The sequence below is a fragment of the Aestuariibius violaceus genome (assembly GCF_040779325.2).
Taxonomy (GTDB): domain Bacteria; phylum Pseudomonadota; class Alphaproteobacteria; order Rhodobacterales; family Rhodobacteraceae; genus Aestuariibius; species Aestuariibius violaceus.
In genome coordinates, this window is record NZ_JBFONT020000005.1 from 149,569 (window position 1) to 171,388 (window position 21,820).

Consider the following 21,820-nt stretch of genomic DNA (forward strand, 5'->3'; position numbering starts at 1 on the left):
GATGCGTTGCAGCCGTTTGTGTTTTGACGAGGAGGCTTCTATGAAAACCCCGACCACTCTCATGAAAAAAGGAACGCTTTCCGCCATCGTCACGGTGGCTGCGGGACTTTTGCCATCCGCCGTTTTGGCGGATGAAGTTGCACTGAAATCGGCGGACGGAACAGTTAATCTCGTGGGTGAATTCATTGAATTCGCGGACGATAATTATGTGATCCGGACGGCGCTGGGCGATCTGCGGATCAGCGCGGCGCGGGTCCGCTGCGAAGGGGCCGCTTGCCCCGATTTTGAAACGGAAGAGGCCGATGTCAGGATCGCCGGTTCCGATACGGTCGGTCTGGGGATGATGCCCCTGCTGCTGTCCGGCTATGCCTCGCATCTGGAAGCGGAAGCCTCGGTCAAAGCGACGAGCACCGAAGGCGAGATCCTGGCCAACTTCGTCAGCGATGGCGGGTTCGGGGACGAGATGGGATCGTTCCTGGTGAATTCGACTACGTCGGGCGACGCGTTCAGAGCATTGATTGACCAGACGGCGCAGGTCGGGATGGCGTCCCGCCGGATCCGGCCGCAGGAAGCGCGCGCCCTGCGCGATGCGGGCGCGGGCAACATGGTGAGCCCGCAGCAGGAGCATATCGTTGCCGTCGACAGTCTGGTCGTGATCGTCCACCCGTCGAACCCGGTGCGCGAGCTTTCCGTGGCCCAGCTGCGGGGGATCTATTCGGGTCAGATCACCGACTGGGCCGAGGTGGGTGGGGAAAACGCACCGATCACCGTCGTGTCGCGCCAGCAAGGGTCGGGCACGCGAGCCGTCTTCGAAGGCCGGATCTTTGGTGACGATGCGGCCGGGTCAGCGCCGAGCGAGGTAATCGTCGAGGACAACAATAACATGGCCTCGACGGTGAACGACGACCCCAATGCGATCGGCTTCGTCGGCTACGCCTTCCAGCGCGGGGCCAAGCCGCTGACGCTGATCAACGAATGCGGCCTGTCGATGACGCCGGACGCGTTTTCCGCCAAGACGGAGGAATATGCGCTGCAGCGGCGGCTGTATCTCTATAATCGGGCGGACAACCTGGATCAGGCGACCTCTGATTTCCTGGACTACGCCCTGTCGGAAGATGCCGATGGCGTGATTGCCAAGGCGGGTTTCATCAACCTGGGCATCCGGCGCAAGGCGCAGAGCATGGACGGCGATCGGGCACGGATGCTGCTTGACCCGAATGTCGACGCCTATGAGGGCGGTATCATGCGGGCGATGCTGTCGGAGATGCTGGAATACGACCGGCTGTCGACGACCTTCCGCTTCCGCACCGGATCGGCGCGGCTGGACGAGCGGGGCCTGATCGACATGCAGCGCCTTGTCGACTTTTTGGGCGATCAGCCCGAAGGCACCAAGGTTCTGTTCGTGGGCTTCACGGACGATGTGGGCGCCTTCGACAGCAACCGCGATCTGTCCGTTGGGCGGGCGCAGCAGGTGCTGACGGAACTGCGCAACTTCGGCGGTGATCGGATTGCGGGGCTTGACCTTGCGGCGACCGGATTCGGTGAGATTGCGCCGTCGACCTGCAACACGACCGAGTTTGGCCGGTCGATCAACCGCCGGGTCGAAGTGTGGATCGAGGCCGGCCAGAACGGCTGAGCCGGCGGGCCCTTCGGGGCCCGTCATTTACGGAATTCCCAGGCGGCCCGTCCGCCTGGCCCTTTCAACGGTCCGTCGCTGGACGGGCTTCAGTAGAGATATGTCTTATGAAAAAAGAGAAAGACAGACGTCTCGTCGCGCCGTCGATGATTGCCCTGACCTGCTCGCTCTTCGGAAGCGAGGCGGCAAGCGAGAGCCTCAATGCATTTCCTGGAGGCGTGACGCCGGCGCAGCTTGTCGACGATATTGGCGCGGCCGAACGGATCGATGCGGCGGATCTTTTGCGGACGATATCGCAGGAGGTGCCCTCTGCGGCTTGCCATCTGCATGAGGGGATCGAGGTTGAGGAGGCGACGCAGCTTCTGGTCGACTCGGTGAAGAAGTTTGACGTCGTCCTCGATGCGCTGCGGAACGGCAATGTGTCGATGAACATCATCGGGGCCGAGACCCGGCGCAAGACGATTGCCGATCTGGATAAGCTGGCCGGGCAATGGGCGCCGATGAAGGCTGCGGCCGAGACCATGCTGGCCGATCCGTCGGATGCGGCGGCGCTGCGGGTGATCCTTGACGGGAACCTGGCGCTTCTGGACACCGCGGCCCATCTGGTGAGCGAGCTGTCGGGCGAGTACTCCAACCCCGCCGAATTGCTGCAGGCCGACGTTCTGATGATCGACATTTCGGGGCGGCAGGCGATGCTGACCCAGAAGATCGCCAAGGAGGCGTGCCAGATTGCCATGGGCGATCCGGACCCGACCTTGCGGGAAACGCTGGCCGGATCGGTGCAGATGTTCGATGTGTCCCAGAACGCGCTTTTGTTCGGGATGGAGCAGGCGGGGATAAAGGCCGCGCCGACGCCCGAGATCGAGACCGAGTTGACGAAGGTCGCGGGCGAGTGGGCGCCGATGAAGGTGCATCTGGATGTGCTGACGGATGGCGGCGACATCGACAACGAGGCGCGGGGCGAGTTGCTGCGCGGTCTGGATGTCGTGATGTTCCATATGAACGAGATCGTGCATCTCTACACGGAATACTCGAAGCACAAATACTGAGAGTGAGTTTGGCGATGCCTCTGCGGGGCGGGCATCGTGGTAAGTGGTCTATCAAGAGTGAGGTGAGTGGTATGTGCAGTGGCAAAGTAAAGCCCCCGCTACGTCTTTTCCCATTAGCGCTGGCAATGAGTGTCGGCGTGTCTGGTCCGGCGCAGGCCGGGCAGCATGATGGCACGATTGATAATCTTGTCGTGCGGGCGCAGCTGGTCGAGGATATCGGCGCCAGCGAGAGGGTGAACTATTCCGGCAAGCTGCGGATGCTGTCGCAGCGGATCGCGGCGGCTTCCTGCATCATGACGGCCGGGATCGAGCCGGAATTGAGTCGCGACGTTCTGGCTGCCGCCGCTGCGGAGTTCGAGAAGATCGCGAACGGACTGCGCAACGGTGATGCGGATCTCAACATGATCGGGGCGGAGGAACGGCGCAAGACGCTGGTCGCGCTCGACACGCTTGATGCGGAATGGGCGCCGATCCGGGCCGCGGTCGACGAGATGCTCGGTGGCGGCGATGTGGCGGAACAGAACGCCATCGTGGCCGAGCGGAACCTGCCCCTTCTTAAGGCGGCGGTGAAGCTGGTGAGCGAGATCTCGGGCGAGTATTCGAACCCCGCCGAGATGATGCAGTCGGACGCGATGGTGATCGATATCTCCGGACGGCAGCGGATGCTGACCCAGAAGATGTCGAAGGAGGCCTGCCAGATCTGGAGCGGGACGGGCAGTGCCGAAACGCCGGACATGCTGCGCAAGACGATGGGCCTGTTCGATACCTCGTTGAATGCGCTGGATCAGGGCATGCCTGCGGCGGGGATCATACCGCCGCCGACAGAGGAGATCGCGGCGGGGCTCACGGCGCTTCTGGAGGACTGGGCGGGCATCAAGGCGGTACTGGAGGAGGTCGCGGCGGGAGCGCAGTTGGACGGTGCCGGGAAAGCGGCCCTGTTCGGAGATCTGAACACCGCCCTGCGGGACATGAATGCGGTGGTCGGGCTTTACACGAGTTTCGCCAAGCACGAGCAGTGACGATCAGCCCTCTGGCGTGAAGACCTCTGCATAGCGGGCACGGAGGGCGGCCTTCTGGACCTTGCCCATCGTGTTGCGCGGCAGTTCGGGGACGATGTCGTAGTGGCGGGGCTGCTTGAACCGGGCGAGGTCTTTGGCGATCGCTGTCTGAATCGCCTCGAGATCCGGCTGACCGTCGCCCTCTGGGACGAGGATCGCGACCGTGCCTTCGCCCAGATCGGGGTGGGGGGCGCCGATGATCGCGGATTCACGGATGCCCGGCTGGGCGTCGAGCACCGCTTCGACCTCGGACGGGTAGATGTTGTAACCACCGGAAATGATGAGGTCTTTGCCCCGGCCGACGATGGTGACGTAGCCGTCTTCGTCGATCCGGCCGAGGTCGCCGGTGATGAAGAAGCCGCCCTCCCGCATCTCTTCGGCCGTCTTCTCGGGCATCTGCCAGTACCCCTGAAAAACATTGGGGCCGCGGACCTCGATCGTGCCGATCTCTCCCTTCGAGAGGGGGGTGCCGGTCTCGTCGGTGACGCGGAGTTCGACATCGGGCAGGGGGAGGCCGACCGTGCCGGCGCGCCTGTCGCCCTCGTAGGGGTTCGAGGTGTTCATGTTGGTTTCCGTCATCCCGTAGCGTTCGAGGATGCGGTGGCCGGTGCGGTCCTCAAAGGTGCGGTGGGTCTCGGCCAGGAGGGGGGCGGAGCCCGAAACGAAGAGGCGCATGTTTTGGGTGAGGGCCCGGTCGAAGCGCGGGGCGTCGAGAAGGCGAGTGTAGAAGGTCGGCACGCCCATCATGGCGGTGGCCTTGGGCAGGGCGTCGAGAACGGCGCCGGTGTCGAATTTCGGCAAGAAGATCATCGCGCCGCCTGCGATCAGCGTGATGTTAGTGGCGACGAAAAGGCCGTGCGTGTGGAAGATGGGCAAGGCGTGGAGGAGGGTGTCGCTTTCGGTGAAGTGCCAGAGATCGGTCAGCGTGCGGGCGTTAGAGAGCAGGTTGCGCTGGCTGAGCATGGCGCCCTTCGACCGGCCCGTCGTGCCGGACGTGTAGAGGAGGGCGGCGAGATCGGCTTCGCTGCGATCGGCGATTGGGGTGGTTCCGGACTGGTCCCTTGCGAGGTCGGCGAAGGTGCCGGTGCCGTCCGGGGCGAGCGTTTCCTGCCGGGCCTGGGCCTTTGCTGCAACGGGGGCGAGCGCGGCGTGGTTGGCCGGGCCGCAGAGCAGGAGCTTGGCGCCGGAATTGCCGAGGAAATAGTCGATCTCGGTCGCCGTATAGGCGGTGTTGAGTGGAAGGAAGACGATGCCGGTGCGGGCGCAGGCAGCGTAGATGGCGAGCGCATCTGGGGATTTCTCGATCTGGACAGCAAGGCGGTCTCCTGCCGTCAGGCCCGCCTGGATGAGCGCATCGGCGTAGCGGGCAGCGCTGGCGAGGAAGGCCCGATAGGTGAGTGTCGTGCCGCCCGGCAGGTGGAGGAATGGACGGTCGCTGGTTTCGTGCCGGCCGAAAAGCGTGTCGTAGAGCGGGTTTGCCATGGAACTCCTCTTACCTGTCCGCAAGGTAATGCGATTTGTCCGGGAGATGCACTGGGGGTGGCGATGCGGAGGCAGGGGATCCGACGATTGCGGTAGCTGACGCGGCAGAGGCGCCGGATTGACGTTGTCTCTGGGGCGGTTAGGAAAGGCTGTCGACGTCAAGGAGCCTTCCCGATGAGCCTCGCCCATGGCCACCATTACCTCGCCATTCCCGGACCGTCGGTGATCCCCGACCGGGTGCAGCGCGCGATGCATCGGGCGTCGCCGAATATCTACGAAGGCGAACTGCACGAGATCACCCGCAGCGTGATCCCCGACCTCAAGCGGGTGGCGCGGACGGAGGCGCAGGTGGCGCTTTATATCGGGAACGGGCATGCGGCGTGGGAGGCGGCTTTGGCCAACGTGACATCGCCCGGCGACCGGGTTCTGGTGCTGGCGACGGGGCGGTTCGGGCATGGCTGGTCCGAGATGGCCAGGACGCTGGGGCTGGAGCCTCAGATCCTCGACTTCGGGGAGGAGAGCGATGTCGATCCCGCGCGGGTGGAAGAGGCTCTGAAGGCCGATCGCGAGGGCCGGATAAAGGCGGTGCTGTCGGTCTTCGTCGACACCTCGACCAGCGTGCTGAGCGATGTGGGTGCCGTGCGGCAAGCGATTGATAATGCGGGCCATTCCGCGCTTCTGATGTGCGATTGCATCGCCTCGCTGGGCTGTGACCGGTTCGAGATGGACGATTGGGGCGTCGATGTCACCGTGACGGGTTGCCAGAAGGGGCTGATGACGCCGCCGGGGATGAGTTTCGTCTTCTTCAACGAAAAGGCCGAGGCCGCCCGGGAGAGTGCGCAGAACGTGACCCATTACTGGGATTGGCAGCGGCGGACGGGAGTGGAGGAGTATTATCAGTACTTCGACGGGACGGCGCCGACGCATCATCTGTACGGGTTGCGGGAAGCGCTGGATATGATCTTTGAAGAGGGGCTGGAGGCGGTCTGGGCCCGGCACCGGCGGCTGGCGGGCGCGATCTGGGCGGCGGGGGAGACGTGGGCGCAAGAGGGGCCTATGCGCTTGAACGTAAAGGATATTTCCCAGCGGTCCTGCGCTGTCACCAGCGTTGGGATTGGTGAAGGAAACGGGGACCGGCTGCGGGCCTTCATGGAGCACGAGATGGGCGTGACGCTGGGGATCGGGCTGGGGCGCGATCCGTCGAGCGCGTGGTTCCGCATCGGGCATATGGGGCATGTGAATGCCCATATGGTGATGGGGCTGCTGGGCTGTATCGAGACCGGATTGAGCGCCTTGCAGATCCCGCATGGGCGGGGGGCGCTGGACGCGGCGGCGGAAGCCTTGGTCTAGATCTTGTGGCGCGCCACGCGGCGTGCCGCAAAATGTGCCCCGCGATCGAAGCCTACGGCACTGAAGATGACCCAGAGGAACCCGAAGAGCGCGGCGACCACGAAGAGGCTCATGAAGACGATGAGGCCCATCATGGCGAGAAAGGCATTGGTGTAATCCGGGGCTTCGCCGGGATGATGGTGTTGCATGGGGTGTGTTCCCTGCGGCTGCGCGGAACAGGATAGAGCGCTTTTTACGGCGGACATCCTAATTCTGTGTGTGCATCCCGTTCGCGGCACGGATGCGCCGGTTTTCGTGCAACAGCGGGGCGTTTTGCCGGACTTGCGGGAAGGGATCGCGCGATCTGGAGGGCTTTGAATGGGATGCGCTACGTGAGGCGGAGCGGGCGGCCGCACATTCATGCCATTGGAAACACTGCGAAATCGCCCCCATAATGTAGGTCGGGCGGCATCGCCGGATGACAGGGCGAAATTTATCTGCCGCCGTCACCCCCTTGTTATGACGACTCGATTTCGTCGAGGCGGTCGCGGGCGTCCTTGAGCTTGGCCTGTTCCTCCTGCCGGGCGCGGAGGTTTTCCTGTGTTTCCTCAACGACTTCCGGGGGCGCGCTTTCGGCGAATTTCGGGTTCTTGAGGCGCCCTTCGAGGCCGCCGATTTCCTTGCCGAGTTTTTGCAGCGCCTTGTCGAGGCGGGCCTTCTCGGCGGCGACGTCGATCAGGTCGGCGACGGGCATCGCGAAGGTGGCGCCGGGGGCCGGGATGGTGATCGCGCCTTTCGGTGCAGGGCCGTCGGTAAGGTCGGCGATCTTGGCCATCCGCTTGATAAGGCTTTCGTTTTGCGCCCAGGCGGCCTGGCCTGCCGGATCGCTTTCGACCCGGACGAGGGGCACGTCGAGCCGGTCGGGGACGTTCAGCTGCTTGCGGGCGGAGCGGATGTTTTCGATCAGGGTGATGACCCAGGAGAGTTCGGTCGCGGCCGTTTCGTCCTTGGTTGCAGCCGGTTGGGGCCAGTCGGTGGTGGCGAGCATTTTGGCGCGGTTGCCGGTCTGGGCCCAGAGCTCTTCGGTAACGAAGGGCATGAAGGGGTGGAGGAGAATCAGGCAGGTTTCCAGAACCTCGGCCATAACTCTTTGGGTTTCCTCGCGTTTTGCCGGGTCGTCACCCTGGAGGAGGGGTTTGGAGAACTCGATATACCAGTCGCAGACGCGGCCCCAGACGAAGCCGTAGAGGTGGTTGGCAGCGTCGTTGAAGCGGTAATCGTTAAGGCACCGGTCGACCTCTTCACGGGCCTCGTCGAGCTCTCCCAAAATCCACTTATTGACGGATTCCGAGGGTGCGGCATCCGGTCGGCTTTTGGTCGGCATTTGGTCGGAGGGGACCGAACGATCGGCGAAGACCTCGTTCATCTCGGCGAATCGGAAGGCGTTCCAGATCTTGGTGGTGAAGTTGCGGTAGCCTTCGATCCGTTTCTCATCGAGGCGGATGGTGCCGGTCTGGGTGGCGATGGCCGCATTGTTGAAGCGGACGGCATCGGCGCCGTATTTGTCGATCAGCTCGATCGGGTCGACGACGTTGCCGAGGGTCTTGGACATCTTCTGCCCCTTGGCGTCGCGGACGAGGCCGTGCAGGTAGACGGTGTCGAAGGGGCGTTCGCCGACGACGGCGTATTGCATCATCATCATCCGCGCGACCCAGAAGAAAAGGATGTCGGAGCCGGTGATGAGGACGGAGGTCGGGAAGTAGGTCTTGTAGGCGGGATCGTCGGTATCCGGCCAGCCGAGGGTGCCGATGGGCCAGAGGCCCGAGGAGAACCAGGTATCGAGGACGTCGGGGTCGCGCCGAACTCGGACAGTGATCGTCGTCACATCATTGGTCGGATCGTTGTCGACCTTCAACTGCCACTTGCGAGATTGCTCCACCCGCTGGTGCTCGTAGAGCGTCTCAAGGCTAGTACCGCGCATCATTTTTCTAAACTTGGCGTAATCCTCTTCCGTGATTGGCCAAGTTGGTTCGGGATCATCAAGAAGCTCTTCTACCAAGATCTCGGCGTTTGGGAAAAGTTCGGAATAAAACTGTGCCGCTTCTTGCTTCGCGTTCTCAAAGTGCGATGCACAAAATTCTCGATCTGGCATTCGATTGAGGTTGCCGTCCGATTGTCTCTCAAAGTTAGGCCCAAACCAAACCGGGATCTGGTGGCCCCACCAGAGCTGGCGGGAGATGGTCCAGGGCTCGATGTTTTCCAGCCAGTGGTAATAGGTCTTCTCTCCGCTTTCGGGGATGATCCTGACCGTGCCGTCGCGGACGGCGTCGAGCGCGGGGCCGACGATCTTTTTCGTGTCGACGAACCATTGGTCGGTCAGCATCGGCTCGATGACGACCTTGGAGCGGTCGCCGAAGGGCTGCATGATCGGTTTGGCCTCGACGAGGGGGAGGAGCTCGCGGGTCTCGCCGCCTTCCTCAGGGGCGATGGGTGAACCCGCGCCTTGCGCGGAACCACCCATCCTACGCCCGAGGCGGGGATCGGTTTCGGGGACCATGACGGCGAGGCCTTCGGAGGTGATCTGGTCGACGACCTTTTCGCGGGCTTCGAAGCGGTCGAGGCCGCGGAGGTCGTCGGGGACGAGGTTGAGGGTGTCGGCCTCGGCCTCGGTCAGGTCACGTTCACCGCGGGCGACGGAGAGGGCGATTTCGGCGGCTTCGGCGTAGGGGGCGCCGTCGTCGCGCATGTGGCCCTTGGTGTCCATCAGGCGGTACATCGGGATGCCGCCGCGCTTGGCGACCTCGTAGTCGTTGAAGTCGTGGGCGCCGGTGATCTTGACGGCGCCCGAGCCGAAATCGGGGTCGGGGTAGTCGTCGGTGATGATGGGGATCAGGCGGCGGTGCTTCTTGGGCCCGACCGGGATCTCGCAGAGCTTGCCGACGATGGGGGCATAGCGCTCGTCCGACGGGTGGACGGCGACGGCGCCGTCGCCGAGCATCGTCTCTGGCCGGGTCGTGGCGATGGAGATGTAGTCGCGGACCTCCTCGAAGAGGGTATTCCCGTCCGCGTCCTTCTCGACATAGGTGTAGGTCTCGCCGCCTGCGAGCGGGTATTTGAAGTGCCACATATGGCCCGCGACTTCCTTGTTCTCGACCTCGAGGTCGGAGATCGCGGTTTCGAAGTGCGGGTCCCAGTTGACGAGGCGCTTGCCGCGGTAGATCAGGCCTTTTTCGTACATGTCGACGAAGACCTTGATGACCGCGTCGTGGAAGTTGGGGCCGTGATCGGGCTCGGGGTCGCCGGGGGCGCCGCGCATGGTGAACGCCTCGCGCGACCAGTCCATCGACGCGCCGAGGCGGCGGTCCTGTTCCACGATGCCGCCGCCGGATGTCGCCTTCCATTCCCAGACCTTGGCGAGGAAATCCTCGCGGCTCATGTCCTGGCGGCGGATGTTGCCCTGTTCCTTGAGCTGGCGTTCGACGACCAGCTGGGTGGCGATGCCCGCATGGTCGAGCCCCGGCTGCCAGAGCGTGTTGTCGCCGCGCATCCGGTGCCAGCGGGTGAGGATGTCCATCAGCGTGTGGTTGAAGGCGTGGCCCGCGTGGAGGAAGCCGGTCACGTTGGGGGGCGGCAGGAGGATGCAGAAAGGATCGGCGCCGGGCTTGGCGTTGGCACCGGCCTTGAAGGCGCCGGCGGCCTCCCAGGCGTCGGCGATGCGCGGTTCGGCCTCTGCGGCGTTGAAGGTCTTTTCGAGCGGCATGTCTGTCCTCCGGGTCGCTCGGTCGCATAGCGAAGGCGGCCCGGGAGGGGAAGAGGGATGCTGCCGGTTGGGGTCAGGCGGTCTTCTTGAGGTCGTCGAAGACGGTGTAGTTGAGGCAGGCGGACGGGGTTTCCGCGGCGCCGTCCAGATGATCGGGCAGCCACTCTTTGCAGCCCTCGGCCCACATGCAGCCGCGGCAGCGTTCGACCATCCCGGCCCAGTCCTGCGAGGACAGCTTGCCCGCCGCGAAGAGACCGATCACGTCTGTGCCGTTCGCGCGGGCCATTCCTGCAACAAGGCGTTGGTGTTCGCGGGGATCTCCGAGGGGTTTCATGGCAAGCCTTTTCTTGCTGGGGGTGGGACGCCTTGGTTTGTGCCCGGCCGGGGCGGTTCGATCCTTGATCTGGATCAAGGCGGGAAGGTTGGAGCCCGCGCCGAGGCCCTTTAGGGTGCTGCTGGTCAAGACAGGGGCAGGACATGCGAGATGGGCCCGAAAAGCACAGCGTGGATCGCCCGAAAAGCGCCTGGGCACTGTGGCGGGAGCAGCCGCCGCGGGGGGCGTTCTTTACGGTGCCGATCCTGATCTACCTCTTCTGCCTCGCGATCTGGGTTTTCGCGGATAGCACCGCCAGCCAGTTCGAGCGGGAGGGGCGCATCGCCGTCGCGGAGGCTGTCGGGTTCGAGCGGTTCGAGAGCCAGGATAGCGAGGGCGAGTGGGAAACCACCTATGTGATGGAGTATTTCTACGAGGTCGACGGGGTGCGCTATGACAAGCGGTCGACCCGGTCGACGCCGTGGCCCCGGCGTGTGGGGGATCAGTTCGAGATCCAATACTTGGCGAGCAGGCCCGAACGTATCGAGGTTTCCATCGGAAGCGCCCGCGCCGCCGAACTGTTTCTCGGCTGGACGTTGTTCGGCTTGTCGCTGTTTATCGGGACGCTGATCCTTGTCCGGGGGAGCGCGGTGATCCGCGCGATCCGGGCCCGCCGGTTGGGGGAAGAGGTCGAAGGGCGGATCGTCTTCATGCAGATATCGGAGCGGACCGAGAACGGGCGATCCGTTCCGGGCAGGGGCATGTTCCGCTGGGTGACGGAGGACGGGATCTATGGATCGCACCGCAATATCCCGCACTATGTCTATGGCCGCTACGAGAAGGGTGACCGGCTGCGATTGTTCCGCCTTGGCCGGAAGACCTGGTGGGAAGGCGATGTCGGGCCGCGGCGGCTGGATGAGAGCAATATTCCGGAGGTCCCGCAGGGTCGGTGACCGCCGCTGTTCACCGGATCGAAAGGCCCTGCGGCTAACCTGCTCTGGACACGCCGGACGCCGCGGATAGGTTGCGCGGGACAGCGTGACGCAAAGGGGCAGCAAGCCATGGAAAAGTTCGGCAAGAGCCAGGCGATCAGACGGGTTGAGGATCTGCGGTTTCTGACCGGGCAGGGGGGCTATGTGGATGATATCGCGCCGGAGGGGGCGCTGTTTGCCTATGTCCTGCGGTCGAGCGAGGCGCATGGGACGATCGCCAGCATCGATGCGGAGGAGGCCCGCGGGATGCCCGGCGTGCATCTGGTGCTGACTGCCGCCGATCTGGCCGGGCACGGGGTGACGCGCGGGATCGGGACCTCGCCGGTCAAGAATATCGACGGATCGAAGGGGGCGACGCCGAAGCGCCCCCTGCTGGCCGAGGATCGGGTGCGCTTCGTGGGCGAGGCGGTGGCCTTCGTCGTCGCCGACACGCTGGCCGAGGCCAAGGACGCGGCCGAGGCGATCATGGTCGATATCGACAGTCTCGACCCGCATGTGGAGCTCGCCGAGGGCGGGCCACTGCTTCACGACGAGGTGCCGGGGAACCTCGCCTTCGACTGGGGCAAGGGCGACAAGGCGGCGGTGGACGCGGCTTTGGACGGCGCGGCGCACCGGGTGCGGCTGGAGGTCGAGGACAACCGGATCATCGTCAACTCGATGGAGCCGCGGGGATGTTTTGCCGAAATGCTCGACGGCGGGCGGCTGCATGTCGCCAATAACGGGCAGGGGGTCTGGGACCCCAAGCGCGATCTGGCCAAGGTGCTGGAGATGGAAGAAGACGCGGTCCGCGTGACCAACCCTGACACCGGCGGCGGGTTCGGCATGAAGTCGATGAGCTATCCCGAGATGTTCCTGACGGCCATCGCGGCCCGCGCGTTGGGCCAGCCGGTGCGCTGGATGGCGGAGCGGACGGAATCGATGCTGTCGGACAATGCGGGGCGGGACCTGATCTCGACAGCCGAGCTGGGCTTTGACGCGGATCACCGGATTGTCGCCTACAAGGTCGAGACGTTGTGCAACCTCGGGGCGCATAACTCGCAGCTGGCGCAATACATCCAGTCGGAGCTGTTCGCGAAGGTGCTGATGGGCTGCTACGATGTGCAGGCGACCTGGTTGGGCGTGAAGGGCGTGTTCACCAACACCACGCCGGTCGACGCCTATCGCGGGGCCGGGCGGCCCGAGGCGATCTATGTGCTGGAGCGGGTCATGGACCATGCCGCACGGCAGCTGGGCGTCGATGCCTGGGAGCTGCGGCGCAAGAACTTCATCCGGGCCGAGCAGTTTCCCTATAAGAGCGCGACCGGCGAGATGTATGATGTGGGCGATTTCGCCCGCGTGCTGGGCCGGGTCGCCGACGAGGCGGATCGGGGCGGGTTCGCCGCGCGCAAGGCGGCGTCGGAAGCGGAGGGGAAGCTGCGCGGCATGGGCCTGTGCTATTACATCGAGTCGATCCTGGGCGATCCGTCCGAAGGCGCGCGGGTCGTCTTCACCGAAGACGGCGCCGAGATCCATGTGGGCACCCAATCGAACGGCCAGGGGCACGAGACGGCCTTCGCCAAGTTCCTGAGCGATCAGAGCGGGATCCCGATGGAGAAGATCACCGTCATCCAGGGGGACAGTGACGTGATCGCCGAAGGCGGCGGCACGGGCGGGTCGCGGTCGGCCACGACGCAGGCCAATGCCACGCTCGCGGTCGTCAGCCAGATGGTCGAGGCGTTCGGCGCCTTCCTCGCCGAGCGGGAGGAGGTTGATCCGGGTGAGGTCAGCTTCGACGACGAACGGTTCCGGATTGCTGGGTCGAACGTGGCCCCGACCATGCTGGAGGCGGCCGGGATGGCGCGCGCGGCGGGGCGGGAGGATCTGCTGAACCACCATGCCAAGGCGACGCTGCCCGGCCGCTCCTACCCGAACGGCGCCCATGTGGCCGAGGTTGAGATCGATCCGGCGACCGGCTGGATGGCCGTCGTGCGCTACACGGTGACCGATGATTTCGGCAACCTGCTGAACCCCCTGCTGGTCGAAGGGCAGATCCATGGCGGCGTGGCCCAGGGGATCGGCCAGGCCTGGAACGAGCGGGTGGTCTATGACGAGAACGGCCAGCTTCTGACCGCGACCTTCATGGATTACGGTGTGCCGCGGGCGAACGACCTGCCGATGATCGCCTTCACCACCGAACCCGTGCCGTCGACAGCCAACCCGATGGGCATGAAGGGCTGCGGCGAGGCGGGGACGGTCGGCGCGCTCGCCGCGGTGGCCAATGCGGTGCAGGATGCGGTCTGGGATCTGGGGATCAAGAAGGTCGACATGCCGTTCACGCCGCTGCGGGTCTGGGAGATGCTGAAAGAGGGTGAGAGTGCCGCTGCGTGACTGGCTTCTCCGCGCCGTCGGCCGGGCGCCGCGCCGGGAAACCGGCAAGCCCACCATCACGCGCGGGCACCACACCCATATCATCATCCTCGACGGCACGATGTCGTCCCTCGACGAGGGGGAGGAAAGCAATGCGGGCCTGCTCTACAAGCTTCTGTCGGAGGAGGGGCCGAAGAAGGGTCTGACGCTGTATTACGAGGCGGGGATCCAGTGGCGCGACTGGTCGCGGACCTGGGACGTGATCACCGGGCGCGGCATCAACCGGCAGATCCAGCGCGCCTATGGCGTGCTTGCCTCGCGCTATCGGGAGGGGGACCGGATTTTCCTCGTGGGCTTCTCCCGCGGGGCCTATGCGGCGCGGTCGTTGGCCGGGGTGATCGACCAGATCGGGCTTCTGAAGAACACCGATGCCACCGAACGGAACATCCGCGAGGTCTATCGCCATTATCGCTATGGCACCGGCAGCGCGGCGGCACAGGTCTTTGCCGAGCGGCACTGCCACCCGGCAGTCGTGATCGAGGCTGTCGCGGTCTGGGACACGGTCAAGGCGCTGGGGCTGCGCCTGCCGCTTCTCTGGCGGCTGCTGCCCCAGAAGCACGAGTTCCATAACCACGCACTGGGTCCCGCGATCCGCAACGGCTTCCACGCTTTGGCGCTGGAGGAGCGGCGGATGGCCTACGCGCCCATCCTCTGGCGCTGCGATCCCGCCTGGGCCGGACGGATGGAGCAGGTCTGGTTCCGCGGCACCCATGGCGATGTGGGCGGCCAGCTTGGCGGGCACGAAGAGGCCCGGCCACTGTCGAACATCCCCTTCGCCTGGATCGTCGGGCGGCTGGAGCTTTGCGGGCTCGACCTTCCGGACAATTGGCGCGCGCGCTACGCCCAGGACGCCGACGCGCCCTCGATCGGGGCCTGGCGGGGCTGGTCGAAGCTGTTCCTGTTCCGGCGCCGCCGCGTCGTGGGCCGCGACCCGTCGGAGCGGCTGCACGAAACCGCGCTGGCCACGCCGGAAATCGGCCTTGTCCTGGCCGATTGATCCTTCATCTGGCCAAGAGTACTCCGGGGTCCGGGGCAGCGCCCCGGCTGGCCCGAAGGGCAGATGACATGCGCCGCAGGCGCTCCGTTTGAGATCACCCCGCTTTGGGTAGGGGCATGATGATGCAGGTCGTGGACCCCGTCGCGTAGAGCTTGCCGGCCGCGTCCCGGATTTCGCCCGAGGCGACGCCGGTACTGCGGCCCACATGCTGGACATTGCCTTCGGCGAAAATCTCCGTCCCCAAGGGGATGCCGCGGGTGATGTTGATCTTGTATTCGAGCGTCGTATAGGTCGCGCCCGCCGGGATCTTCGTCATCACGGCGCAGGCCATGCAGCTGTCGAGGAGCGTGCCGTACCAGCCGCCATGCACCGTGCCCAGGGGGTTGGTGACCTCAAAACCCGGCGTGCCGCGAAAGACGACCCGGCCATCCTCGACCACGTCCAGCGCGTAATTCAGTACCTTCGCGATCGGCGGGGCGGACATGCGGCCGTCGCGAATGCTTTCCATGAACTGGAGACCTGTCATCGCCCGCACCTGTTCCAGGTCGGGTAGATCGGCGGGGCTTTGGGCGTGAAACATCGGGCGGGCCTCCTTCGCGGTGGAGGCTTGCCCGTCAGGCGGCGTTTGACAAGGCCCCGGGCCCGGCCAGTGCGGCGCAGATGTCGGAGACCAGATCGGCGCTGTTCAGCGTGTAGAAATGGAGCCGGTCCATACCGCCCGCGATCAGGTCCGTCGCCAGTTCGGTCGCCTGCGTCAGCGCGAAGAGCCGGGCGCGGTCGTGCCGGTCGGCCGTGTCGAAGGCCTGTTCGAGCTCCAGCGGGATCTCGGCGCCGCATTTGCGGGCGAAGCGGTGGGCCGATGTCCAGTCCTTGACCGGCAGGATCCCGGCAATGATCGGGATCGTCACTCCTGCAGCCACGGCCGCGTCGCGCAGGCGCAGGTACCGGCCCGGTGTAAAGGCGAATTGGGTGATCGCGGCCGAGGCGCCCGCATCCTGCTTGCGCTTGAGCCAGTCGAGCGCGGCGCCGGGATCGGCGGCGTCCGGATGGGGATCGGGGTAGGCCGCGACGGTGACGTCAAAGCCGCGGTCGGCCAGTGCCGCGACCAGCGCGCAGCTGTCGGCGAACCCGTCCGGATGCGGCGCGAAGCCTTTGCTGTCTTTCGCGGGGTCGCCGCGCAGGGCGAGGATGCGGCGCACGCCCGCTTCGCGATAGGCCCCGGCGGCGTCGAGCACCTCTTCCCGGCTTTGCCCGACGCAGGTCAGGTGGCCGATGACAGGCGCGCCGGTCGCCTGCTTTGCGAGGCGGGCCGTTTCCGGGCTGGCGCTGCGGGTCGAACCGCCCGCGCCATAGGTGACGGAGATGAAATCGGCGTCTAGCGGGCGCAGATCGGCAAGGCAGGTGCCGAGCGTCGCGCGGGCGGCGTCGGATTTCGGAGGAAAGATTTCGAACGAGAAGCGGGTCATGGGATCACGGCTTTCTGGCAGGCTTGCTCTTGTCTCATCCGGACGCGCGTGAGACAAACTCATAATCCTCAATTTGAAGATGAGGTTCCCTTGCATATCGAGTTTCGCCATCTGCGGACGATCAAGGCCATCCACGACACCGGCGGGCTGGCCCGGGCGGCGGATGTGCTGGGCCTGACGCAATCGGCCCTGTCCCACCAGGTGAAGAATATCGAGGCCCAGACCGGGGTCGAGTTGTTCGTGCGCCGGTCGAAGCCGTTGAAGCTGTCGCCCGCGGGGATGAAGCTGCTGGCCGCGGCCGAGCAGATCCTGCCGCAGGTTGCGGCCCTGGAGGCGGAATTCGCAGGCATCGAGGCTGGGCGGACCGGGCGGCTGCATATCGCGATCGAGTGCCATGCCTGTTTCGAGTGGCTTTTCCCGGTGCTGGAGGCGTTCCGGAAAAGCTGGCCCGACGTGGATATCGACATCCGCCCCGGGCTTGCCTTCGGGGCGCTGCCGGCCTTGCGGAAGGAAGAGGTGGATCTTGTCGTCTCCTCCGACCCGGAGGATCTGGAGGGCGTCGATTTCACCCCGCTTTTCGACTACGAGCCGGTTTTTATCGCCGCGAAGGGCCACCCTACGGAGGAGAAGGCGTTCGTCGAAGCGGCGGATTTCAGGGGCGAGACGCTGATCACCTATCCGGTGGAACGGTCGCGGCTGGATGTGTTTATCGAGCTTCTCATGCCCGCAGGGGTCGAACCCGCGGCGGTCAGGCAGGTGGAGCTGACGGCGGTGATCCTGCTGCTGGTCGCCTCTGGCCGGGGCGTGTCTGTCCTGCCGGACTGGGTTCTGCGCGAGGTGCGGACGAGCACCGATTACATCACGCGCCCCCTGACGCGGGACGGCGTGACCCGGCGGCTTTTCGCGGCGACGCGGGCGGAAGACACCCGCAAGCCCTTCATGGCGCATCTGATCCGCCTGGCGCGGAGCGAGGCCGTCAAGCTGCAGCGCGGCGCGTCCTAGGGAACCGGATCATCCCCCGGCCGGTTAAGGTTTTTTGGACTGGAGTTTCTTGGATGCGCGACGACGACAAATCGCCGGAGAGGTCGGCTGAGGAAGAGGCCGTCGAGCTGGAAGAGAAAGCCGAAGAGAAATCAGTCGAGGAAGCCGCGAAGCTAAGCTCCAAGCTGGTTTACGAGGTGATCCGGCGGGACGGCGAGGAAGAGCTTGCCCGGCCCTGGCGGTCGCTTGTCTGGTCGGGGATCGGCGCGGGCATCCTGATTTCGTTCTCCGTTCTGGCCGAGGCGATCCTGCGGACCTATCTGCCCGAGGCGCCGTCGAGCTATCTGATTGAGAATATTGGATATACCTTCGGTTTCCTGCTGGTCATCCTGGGGCGGATGCAGCTGTTCACCGAGAACACGATCACGACGGTCCTGCCGGCGATGGTCGATTTCACGCCGCGGATGCTGCTCAGGATTGCGCGGCTTTGGGGGATCGTTCTGGGGGCGAATGTCGTCGGGGCCTTTGCGATCGCGGCTGTCTATGCCTTCACGCCAGCCATTCCGCCCGAGATCATTCCGGCCTTCACCGAACTGTCGTACCACGCGACAGGGATGCCCCCCTTGCAGGGCTTTGCGCGCGGCATTCCGGCGGGCATTCTGGTGGCCGCGATCGTCTGGATGCTGCCGCAGACGGACAACGCGTTCTTTACCATCTTCGCCTTCACCTGGCTGATCGCGGCGGGGGATTTCACCCATATCGTGGCCGGGTCGGTCGAGATGGCGTTCCTGATCTGGATCGGGGAGCTTGGCGCGATCGGCGCGATCTTCGGGTTCTTCATCCCCGTTCTTCTGGGCAACGTCGTGGGTGGAACGGCGATCTTCGCCATGCTCGCCTGGGGGCAGGTCAAGGACGAAATCCGCATCCGCGTGAGCCGCGTCTGAGGAACCCCGAGGCGCCTTTGCGCATTGGGCAGCGCATCTTTGGAAAGCGGAGTGGTGTCATGGGTGACTACAAGGAAGGCGACAAGGTGGAATGGTCCTGGGGCAACGGCACCGGGACGGGCAAGGTCGAGAAGAAGTACACACAGAAGATCACGCTCAAGATCGACGGGACCGAAGTGACCCGGAACGCGAGCGAGGATGAGCCGGCCTACAAGATCAAGCAGGACGACGGCGACGAGGTGCTGAAGTCCGGAAGCGAGCTCTCCAAGGCGTGATGGGGGGCGTCGCGCCATCCAGTCTGGTCTATTATCCCGACGACCGCCCGGGGATCGCCCGGCAGCGACGTGGACGGGGATTTTCCTATCTCGCACCGGATGGCACGCGGATCGACGACCGCAGGGAGCGGGCGCGGATTGAAGCCTTGGCCGTCCCGCCCGCCTATCAGAAGGTCTGGATTTCGCCCCATGCGAACGGGCACCTGCAGGCGACCGGGCGGGACGAGCGGGAGCGCAAGCAATACCGATATCACGAAGAATGGTCGGCGGCGCAGGCGGCGCTGAAGTACCAGGGGCTGGCGGAGTTCGGGGCGTCCCTGCCACGGTTGCGCCGTTGGATCGCCACGCGGCTGGCCGAGCCTGCGGGATCCGAGGAACTGGCACTTGCGTCGATCCTCGCGCTGCTCGACCGGGCGTCCATGCGTTTGGGGCATCCGGATTATACGGCACAGAACGGCTCCTTTGGGGCGACAACGCTTAGGCGGAAGCATGTGAGTTTCGACGGCGCCGAGATACGGCTGGATTATATCGCCAAGGGCGGACGGTCCGTGTCGAAGCGGCTGCATGGCGCGGGGCTGAACCGGGCGCTGCAGCGGATTTCGGATCTGCCGGGGGGCGAGATGATCTCGTGGACGGACGAGAATGGCGCGACGCGAATGGTGCGGTCGGAGCAGGTGAACGACCTGCTGCGGGAGCTGTGCGGAGAGACGGCGACGGCCAAGACGTTCCGGACCTGGAACGGGACGCATGCGGCGTTCCGGCTTGCCCTTGGCGCGGGCGAAGAGGACCGTGTGACCATCAAGGAGATGGCGGAAGCTGCGGCGGAGCGATTGCACAACCGTGCCGCGACGGCGCGGAACAGCTATATCCATCCGGACGTGATCGGACTGGCGGAGCTGGAGCCCAAGGATCGGGCGGCCCGGTTGGCGTCGCTTGATCCGGCGGATGAGAGTGAGCTTCGGGCGGGCGAGGCCGCCCTTCTGGCCTATCTTCAGAGTTAGTCCGCAACCCTCTCCTTCAAGTCCGATGCGGCCTTGGCCGGTCCGGTGACAATACCGGTCTCGGTTTCGATGAGGCCCGTCGCGCGGCCGGTCACGAAAGCCCCCCAGATCGCAAATATGTTGGCGGCGACAGCGGCGGCGAGGATGCCCGGGTAGCCGAAAAGCCAGACCCCGAGCCAGGCGAAGGGCAGGTATATCAGGAAGATGCGGCTGAGGCTGAGCCCCATGGACCAGAGCGCCTTGGACCGCGCGTTCATTGCCGCGTTGGCGGTGACGAGGATGCCGTAGCCCACGAGGCTCCAGCTGACGACGCTGAGATAGAGGGAGGTGTAGCGCGCCGCTTCGTCGTCCGAGGCGATGGCCGAGGAGATCGGACCGGCCAGGAGGGTCAGCAGGAGGGCGATCGAGACGCCGTAGAGGGCGCAGAAGATCCAGGACTGGCGAACGGCCTTGCGGGCGCGGTCGGGCTTGTCGGCGCCCCAGTTCTGGCCAACGACGGGGCCGATGCCCGAGGACAGCGCCAAGAGGGCCACGAGGGCGAGGGATTGCACGCGGGTTGCGGCGCCGAAGCCGCCCACGGCCGCCTCGCCGAGGGTTGCGACAGCCGCGGTGACAGCGGCCATACCAGCCGGATTGATCGCATTCGAGAACGCGGCGGGCAGGCCGACACCGCCGATTTCGCGCACCGAGCGCGGGATGTTCTGGAAGGGGGCGCAGCGGAACTGAAGGAAGCCTTTCCAGATGCCGTAGGCGATAGCGGCCACGGCCGCGACGGCGCGACCGATGAAGGTGGCAAGGCCCGCGCCTTCGGTTTCCAGCCCCGGGATGATCCACCAGCCGAAGATGAGAAGTGGCGTCAGTGCCATGTTCACGACGGCTGAGAAGACCATGATGATGGCGGAGGTCGCTCCGTCGCCATGGGCGCGGAAGACGGCGTTGGTGACCATCATGACGACGAGGAAGGGGAAGGAGAATGCCCACCAGGGGGCGTATTCCGAGATCTCTGCCAGAACCTCCTCTCCCGCGCCCATTACCGAGAAGAGGGCCGGATAGCCGATCCAGAAGATGAGCGCGACGAGCGTTCCGAGGATCCCGCCCAAACCGAAGGCATGAAGAGCGAGCCGCCGGGGGACAGCGGCGTCGTCCTTGCGCCCGAGGGCCTGCGAGACGGCCGTGTTCGCGCCCGCCGAGAGACCGATGGCCAGCGAGGTGATCGCGGTGGCCACCGGATAGAGGAAGCCCACCGCCGCGAGGGGCGCGCCGCCGAGCTGGCCGAGGAAATACGCGTCGACGATGCCGACACTGAGAACGGCGAGGATGCCGAGTGACATGGGCGCCGAGACGGCCGTGAGGGCCCGCCAGACGGGGCCTTGGGTCAGATCACGCTCTGCCATCAGAAAAGCGGCCGGGTGGGGAGGGGCTCGAGCGTCATATCGCCTTCCTGAGCGAGACGGCCGAGATCGTTGATGGTGAGATATCCATCGCTCCACGCCGCGAGCTGGCGGTCGCGCAGGCGGGCCAGGGTCTTGTTGGTGTGAACAAGCGACAGGCCGAGCGCGTCCGCGAGATCCTGTTGCCGGTAGGGCAGCGGCATCCGGTTCTGGTCGACCAGCCCCAGTTCCGTTCCGCGTTGGAAGATGCGCACGAAGGCCCAGATGATCCGCTCGGTCGCGCTGCGTTGGCCGACCGCGGCGAGCGCTTCGCCCAGGAAGTGCTCTTCGATGGCGGCAAGCCAGGTGAGATCGAAGGCGCGTTCGGGGTGATTGCGGAAGAACGACCAGAGCTCCTTCCGGTCGAAGACACAGAGCGTCATGCGGGTGACCGCATCGACCGAATGATACATCTCGTTCATCACGCCGGCCTGCAAGCCGATGAAATCGCCCGGGAAAACGAAGTTCACGACATGTCTTTTGCCATCCTCGAGCGTCTTGTAGCGTATGCCCATTCCGGACAGGGCGGTGTAGAGTTGGGGGCTGTTGGAGCCTTCCATCATCAGCGGTGTTCCGGCATCGATGGTCAGCTCTCCCTTCTTGAATTTCTGGGTGAAGCGGACCTCGTCCGACGTCATTTTCGTGAAGAGAGCGTGTTGTCGCAGAGGGCAGTTCTTACACTTCGTCGACACAAATCACCT

At 65.0% G+C, this 21,820-nt stretch carries 19 protein-coding genes; 11 read left to right on the forward strand and 8 right to left on the reverse strand.

All coding sequences use genetic code 11. The features are described 5' to 3' along the window. The first annotated feature begins 40 nt into the window (after window positions 1-40). The 3 genes from AADZ90_RS16305 (at window position 41) to AADZ90_RS16315 (ending at window position 3,704) form a co-directional block, all read left to right on the forward strand. Complete coding sequence (locus AADZ90_RS16305) at window positions 41-1,636, forward strand: substrate-binding domain-containing protein (RefSeq protein WP_367311727.1); 1,596 nt, start codon at window positions 41-43, stop codon at window positions 1,634-1,636. A gap of 107 nt (window positions 1,637-1,743) precedes the next feature. After that, window positions 1,744-2,685, forward strand: a complete 942-nt coding sequence (locus AADZ90_RS16310) for a type IV pili methyl-accepting chemotaxis transducer N-terminal domain-containing protein (RefSeq protein ID WP_367311728.1) — start codon at window positions 1,744-1,746, stop codon at window positions 2,683-2,685. A 137-nt stretch (window positions 2,686-2,822) separates the two neighbouring features. Continuing rightward, entirely contained in the window at window positions 2,823-3,704 is an 882-nt protein-coding gene (locus tag AADZ90_RS16315) for a type IV pili methyl-accepting chemotaxis transducer N-terminal domain-containing protein (RefSeq protein WP_411997065.1), read from the forward strand. A 3-nt stretch (window positions 3,705-3,707) separates the two neighbouring features. Here the strand turns inward: AADZ90_RS16315 and AADZ90_RS16320 are convergent, their stop codons facing one another. Then, window positions 3,708-5,225 carry a malonate--CoA ligase gene (locus tag AADZ90_RS16320; RefSeq protein ID WP_367311730.1) on the reverse strand — a complete coding sequence of 506 codons (1,518 nt, stop codon included), beginning with the start codon at window positions 5,223-5,225 and terminating at the stop codon, window positions 3,708-3,710. Between the two features lie 174 nt (window positions 5,226-5,399). Here AADZ90_RS16320 and AADZ90_RS16325 point away from each other — a divergent pair, with 174 nt between their 5' ends. Then, complete coding sequence (locus AADZ90_RS16325; RefSeq protein ID WP_367311731.1) at window positions 5,400-6,575, forward strand: pyridoxal-phosphate-dependent aminotransferase family protein; 1,176 nt, start codon at window positions 5,400-5,402, stop codon at window positions 6,573-6,575. Here the strand turns inward: AADZ90_RS16325 and AADZ90_RS16330 are convergent. The 3 genes from AADZ90_RS16330 to AADZ90_RS16340 form a co-directional block, all read right to left on the reverse strand. Then, window positions 6,572-6,763, reverse strand: a complete 192-nt coding sequence (locus AADZ90_RS16330) for a hypothetical protein (RefSeq protein ID WP_367311732.1) — start codon at window positions 6,761-6,763, stop codon at window positions 6,572-6,574. The two genes, AADZ90_RS16325 and AADZ90_RS16330, sit on opposite strands and share 4 nt — an antisense overlap. 308 nt (window positions 6,764-7,071) lie before the next feature. After that, the gene (locus tag AADZ90_RS16335; RefSeq protein WP_367311733.1) at window positions 7,072-10,314 is read right to left on the reverse strand and encodes a valine--tRNA ligase; all 3,243 of its coding nucleotides are present in this window, start codon (window positions 10,312-10,314) and stop codon (window positions 7,072-7,074) included. A 73-nt stretch (window positions 10,315-10,387) separates the two neighbouring features. Further along, window positions 10,388-10,648, reverse strand: a complete 261-nt coding sequence (locus AADZ90_RS16340; RefSeq protein ID WP_367311734.1) for a DUF6455 family protein — start codon at window positions 10,646-10,648, stop codon at window positions 10,388-10,390. Between the two features lie 143 nt (window positions 10,649-10,791). Between AADZ90_RS16340 and AADZ90_RS16345 the strand changes: the two genes are divergently transcribed. From AADZ90_RS16345 to AADZ90_RS16355, 3 genes are all read left to right on the forward strand, one after another. After that, window positions 10,792-11,580 (forward strand): DUF3592 domain-containing protein, encoded by a 789-nt coding sequence (locus AADZ90_RS16345; protein ID WP_367311735.1) that lies wholly within the window; start codon window positions 10,792-10,794, stop codon window positions 11,578-11,580. Between the two features lie 108 nt (window positions 11,581-11,688). Further along, window positions 11,689-13,986 carry a xanthine dehydrogenase family protein molybdopterin-binding subunit gene (locus AADZ90_RS16350; RefSeq protein WP_367311736.1) on the forward strand — a complete coding sequence of 766 codons (2,298 nt, stop codon included), beginning with the start codon at window positions 11,689-11,691 and terminating at the stop codon, window positions 13,984-13,986. After that, entirely contained in the window at window positions 13,973-15,022 is a 1,050-nt protein-coding gene (locus AADZ90_RS16355) for a T6SS phospholipase effector Tle1-like catalytic domain-containing protein (protein ID WP_411997066.1), read from the forward strand. Before AADZ90_RS16350 ends, AADZ90_RS16355 begins: the two co-directional genes overlap by 14 nt. Window positions 15,023-15,116: 94 nt before the next feature. Here AADZ90_RS16355 and AADZ90_RS16360 read toward each other — a convergent pair whose 3' ends face one another. Beyond that, the gene (locus AADZ90_RS16360) at window positions 15,117-15,602 is read right to left on the reverse strand and encodes a PaaI family thioesterase (protein ID WP_367311737.1); all 486 of its coding nucleotides are present in this window, start codon (window positions 15,600-15,602) and stop codon (window positions 15,117-15,119) included. 34 nt (window positions 15,603-15,636) lie between these two features. Next, a complete protein-coding gene (locus tag AADZ90_RS16365; protein WP_367311738.1) occupies window positions 15,637-16,488 on the reverse strand; it encodes a methylenetetrahydrofolate reductase in 852 nt (283 codons plus the stop codon). 90 nt (window positions 16,489-16,578) lie between these two features. On the opposite strand from AADZ90_RS16365, the gene AADZ90_RS16370 reads away from it, so the two are divergent. From AADZ90_RS16370 to AADZ90_RS16385, 4 genes are read left to right on the forward strand one after another with little or no spacing between them, the layout of a single operon-like run. Continuing rightward, window positions 16,579-17,490: a LysR family transcriptional regulator gene (locus tag AADZ90_RS16370; RefSeq protein ID WP_367311739.1), complete on the forward strand. Its 912-nt coding sequence runs from the start codon at window positions 16,579-16,581 to the stop codon at window positions 17,488-17,490. 53 nt (window positions 17,491-17,543) lie between these two features. Continuing rightward, window positions 17,544-18,413: a formate/nitrite transporter family protein gene (locus tag AADZ90_RS16375; protein ID WP_367311740.1), complete on the forward strand. Its 870-nt coding sequence runs from the start codon at window positions 17,544-17,546 to the stop codon at window positions 18,411-18,413. Window positions 18,414-18,472: 59 nt separating this feature from the next. After that, complete coding sequence (locus AADZ90_RS16380) at window positions 18,473-18,688, forward strand: hypervirulence associated TUDOR domain-containing protein (protein ID WP_367311741.1); 216 nt, start codon at window positions 18,473-18,475, stop codon at window positions 18,686-18,688. Further along, window positions 18,688-19,689 (forward strand): DNA topoisomerase IB, encoded by a 1,002-nt coding sequence (locus tag AADZ90_RS16385; RefSeq protein ID WP_367311742.1) that lies wholly within the window; start codon window positions 18,688-18,690, stop codon window positions 19,687-19,689. The genes AADZ90_RS16380 and AADZ90_RS16385 overlap by 1 nt, the downstream gene beginning before the upstream one ends. On the opposite strand, the gene AADZ90_RS16390 is transcribed toward AADZ90_RS16385, so the two are convergent. Together AADZ90_RS16390 and AADZ90_RS16395 are read right to left on the reverse strand one after the other, a co-directional pair. Further along, entirely contained in the window at window positions 19,686-21,083 is a 1,398-nt protein-coding gene (locus tag AADZ90_RS16390) for an MATE family efflux transporter (protein WP_367311743.1), read from the reverse strand. The two genes, AADZ90_RS16385 and AADZ90_RS16390, sit on opposite strands and share 4 nt — an antisense overlap. Continuing rightward, entirely contained in the window at window positions 21,083-21,811 is a 729-nt protein-coding gene (locus AADZ90_RS16395; RefSeq protein WP_367311744.1) for a Crp/Fnr family transcriptional regulator, read from the reverse strand. Before AADZ90_RS16395 ends, AADZ90_RS16390 begins: the two co-directional genes overlap by 1 nt. Between the last annotated feature and the right edge of the window lie 9 nt (window positions 21,812-21,820).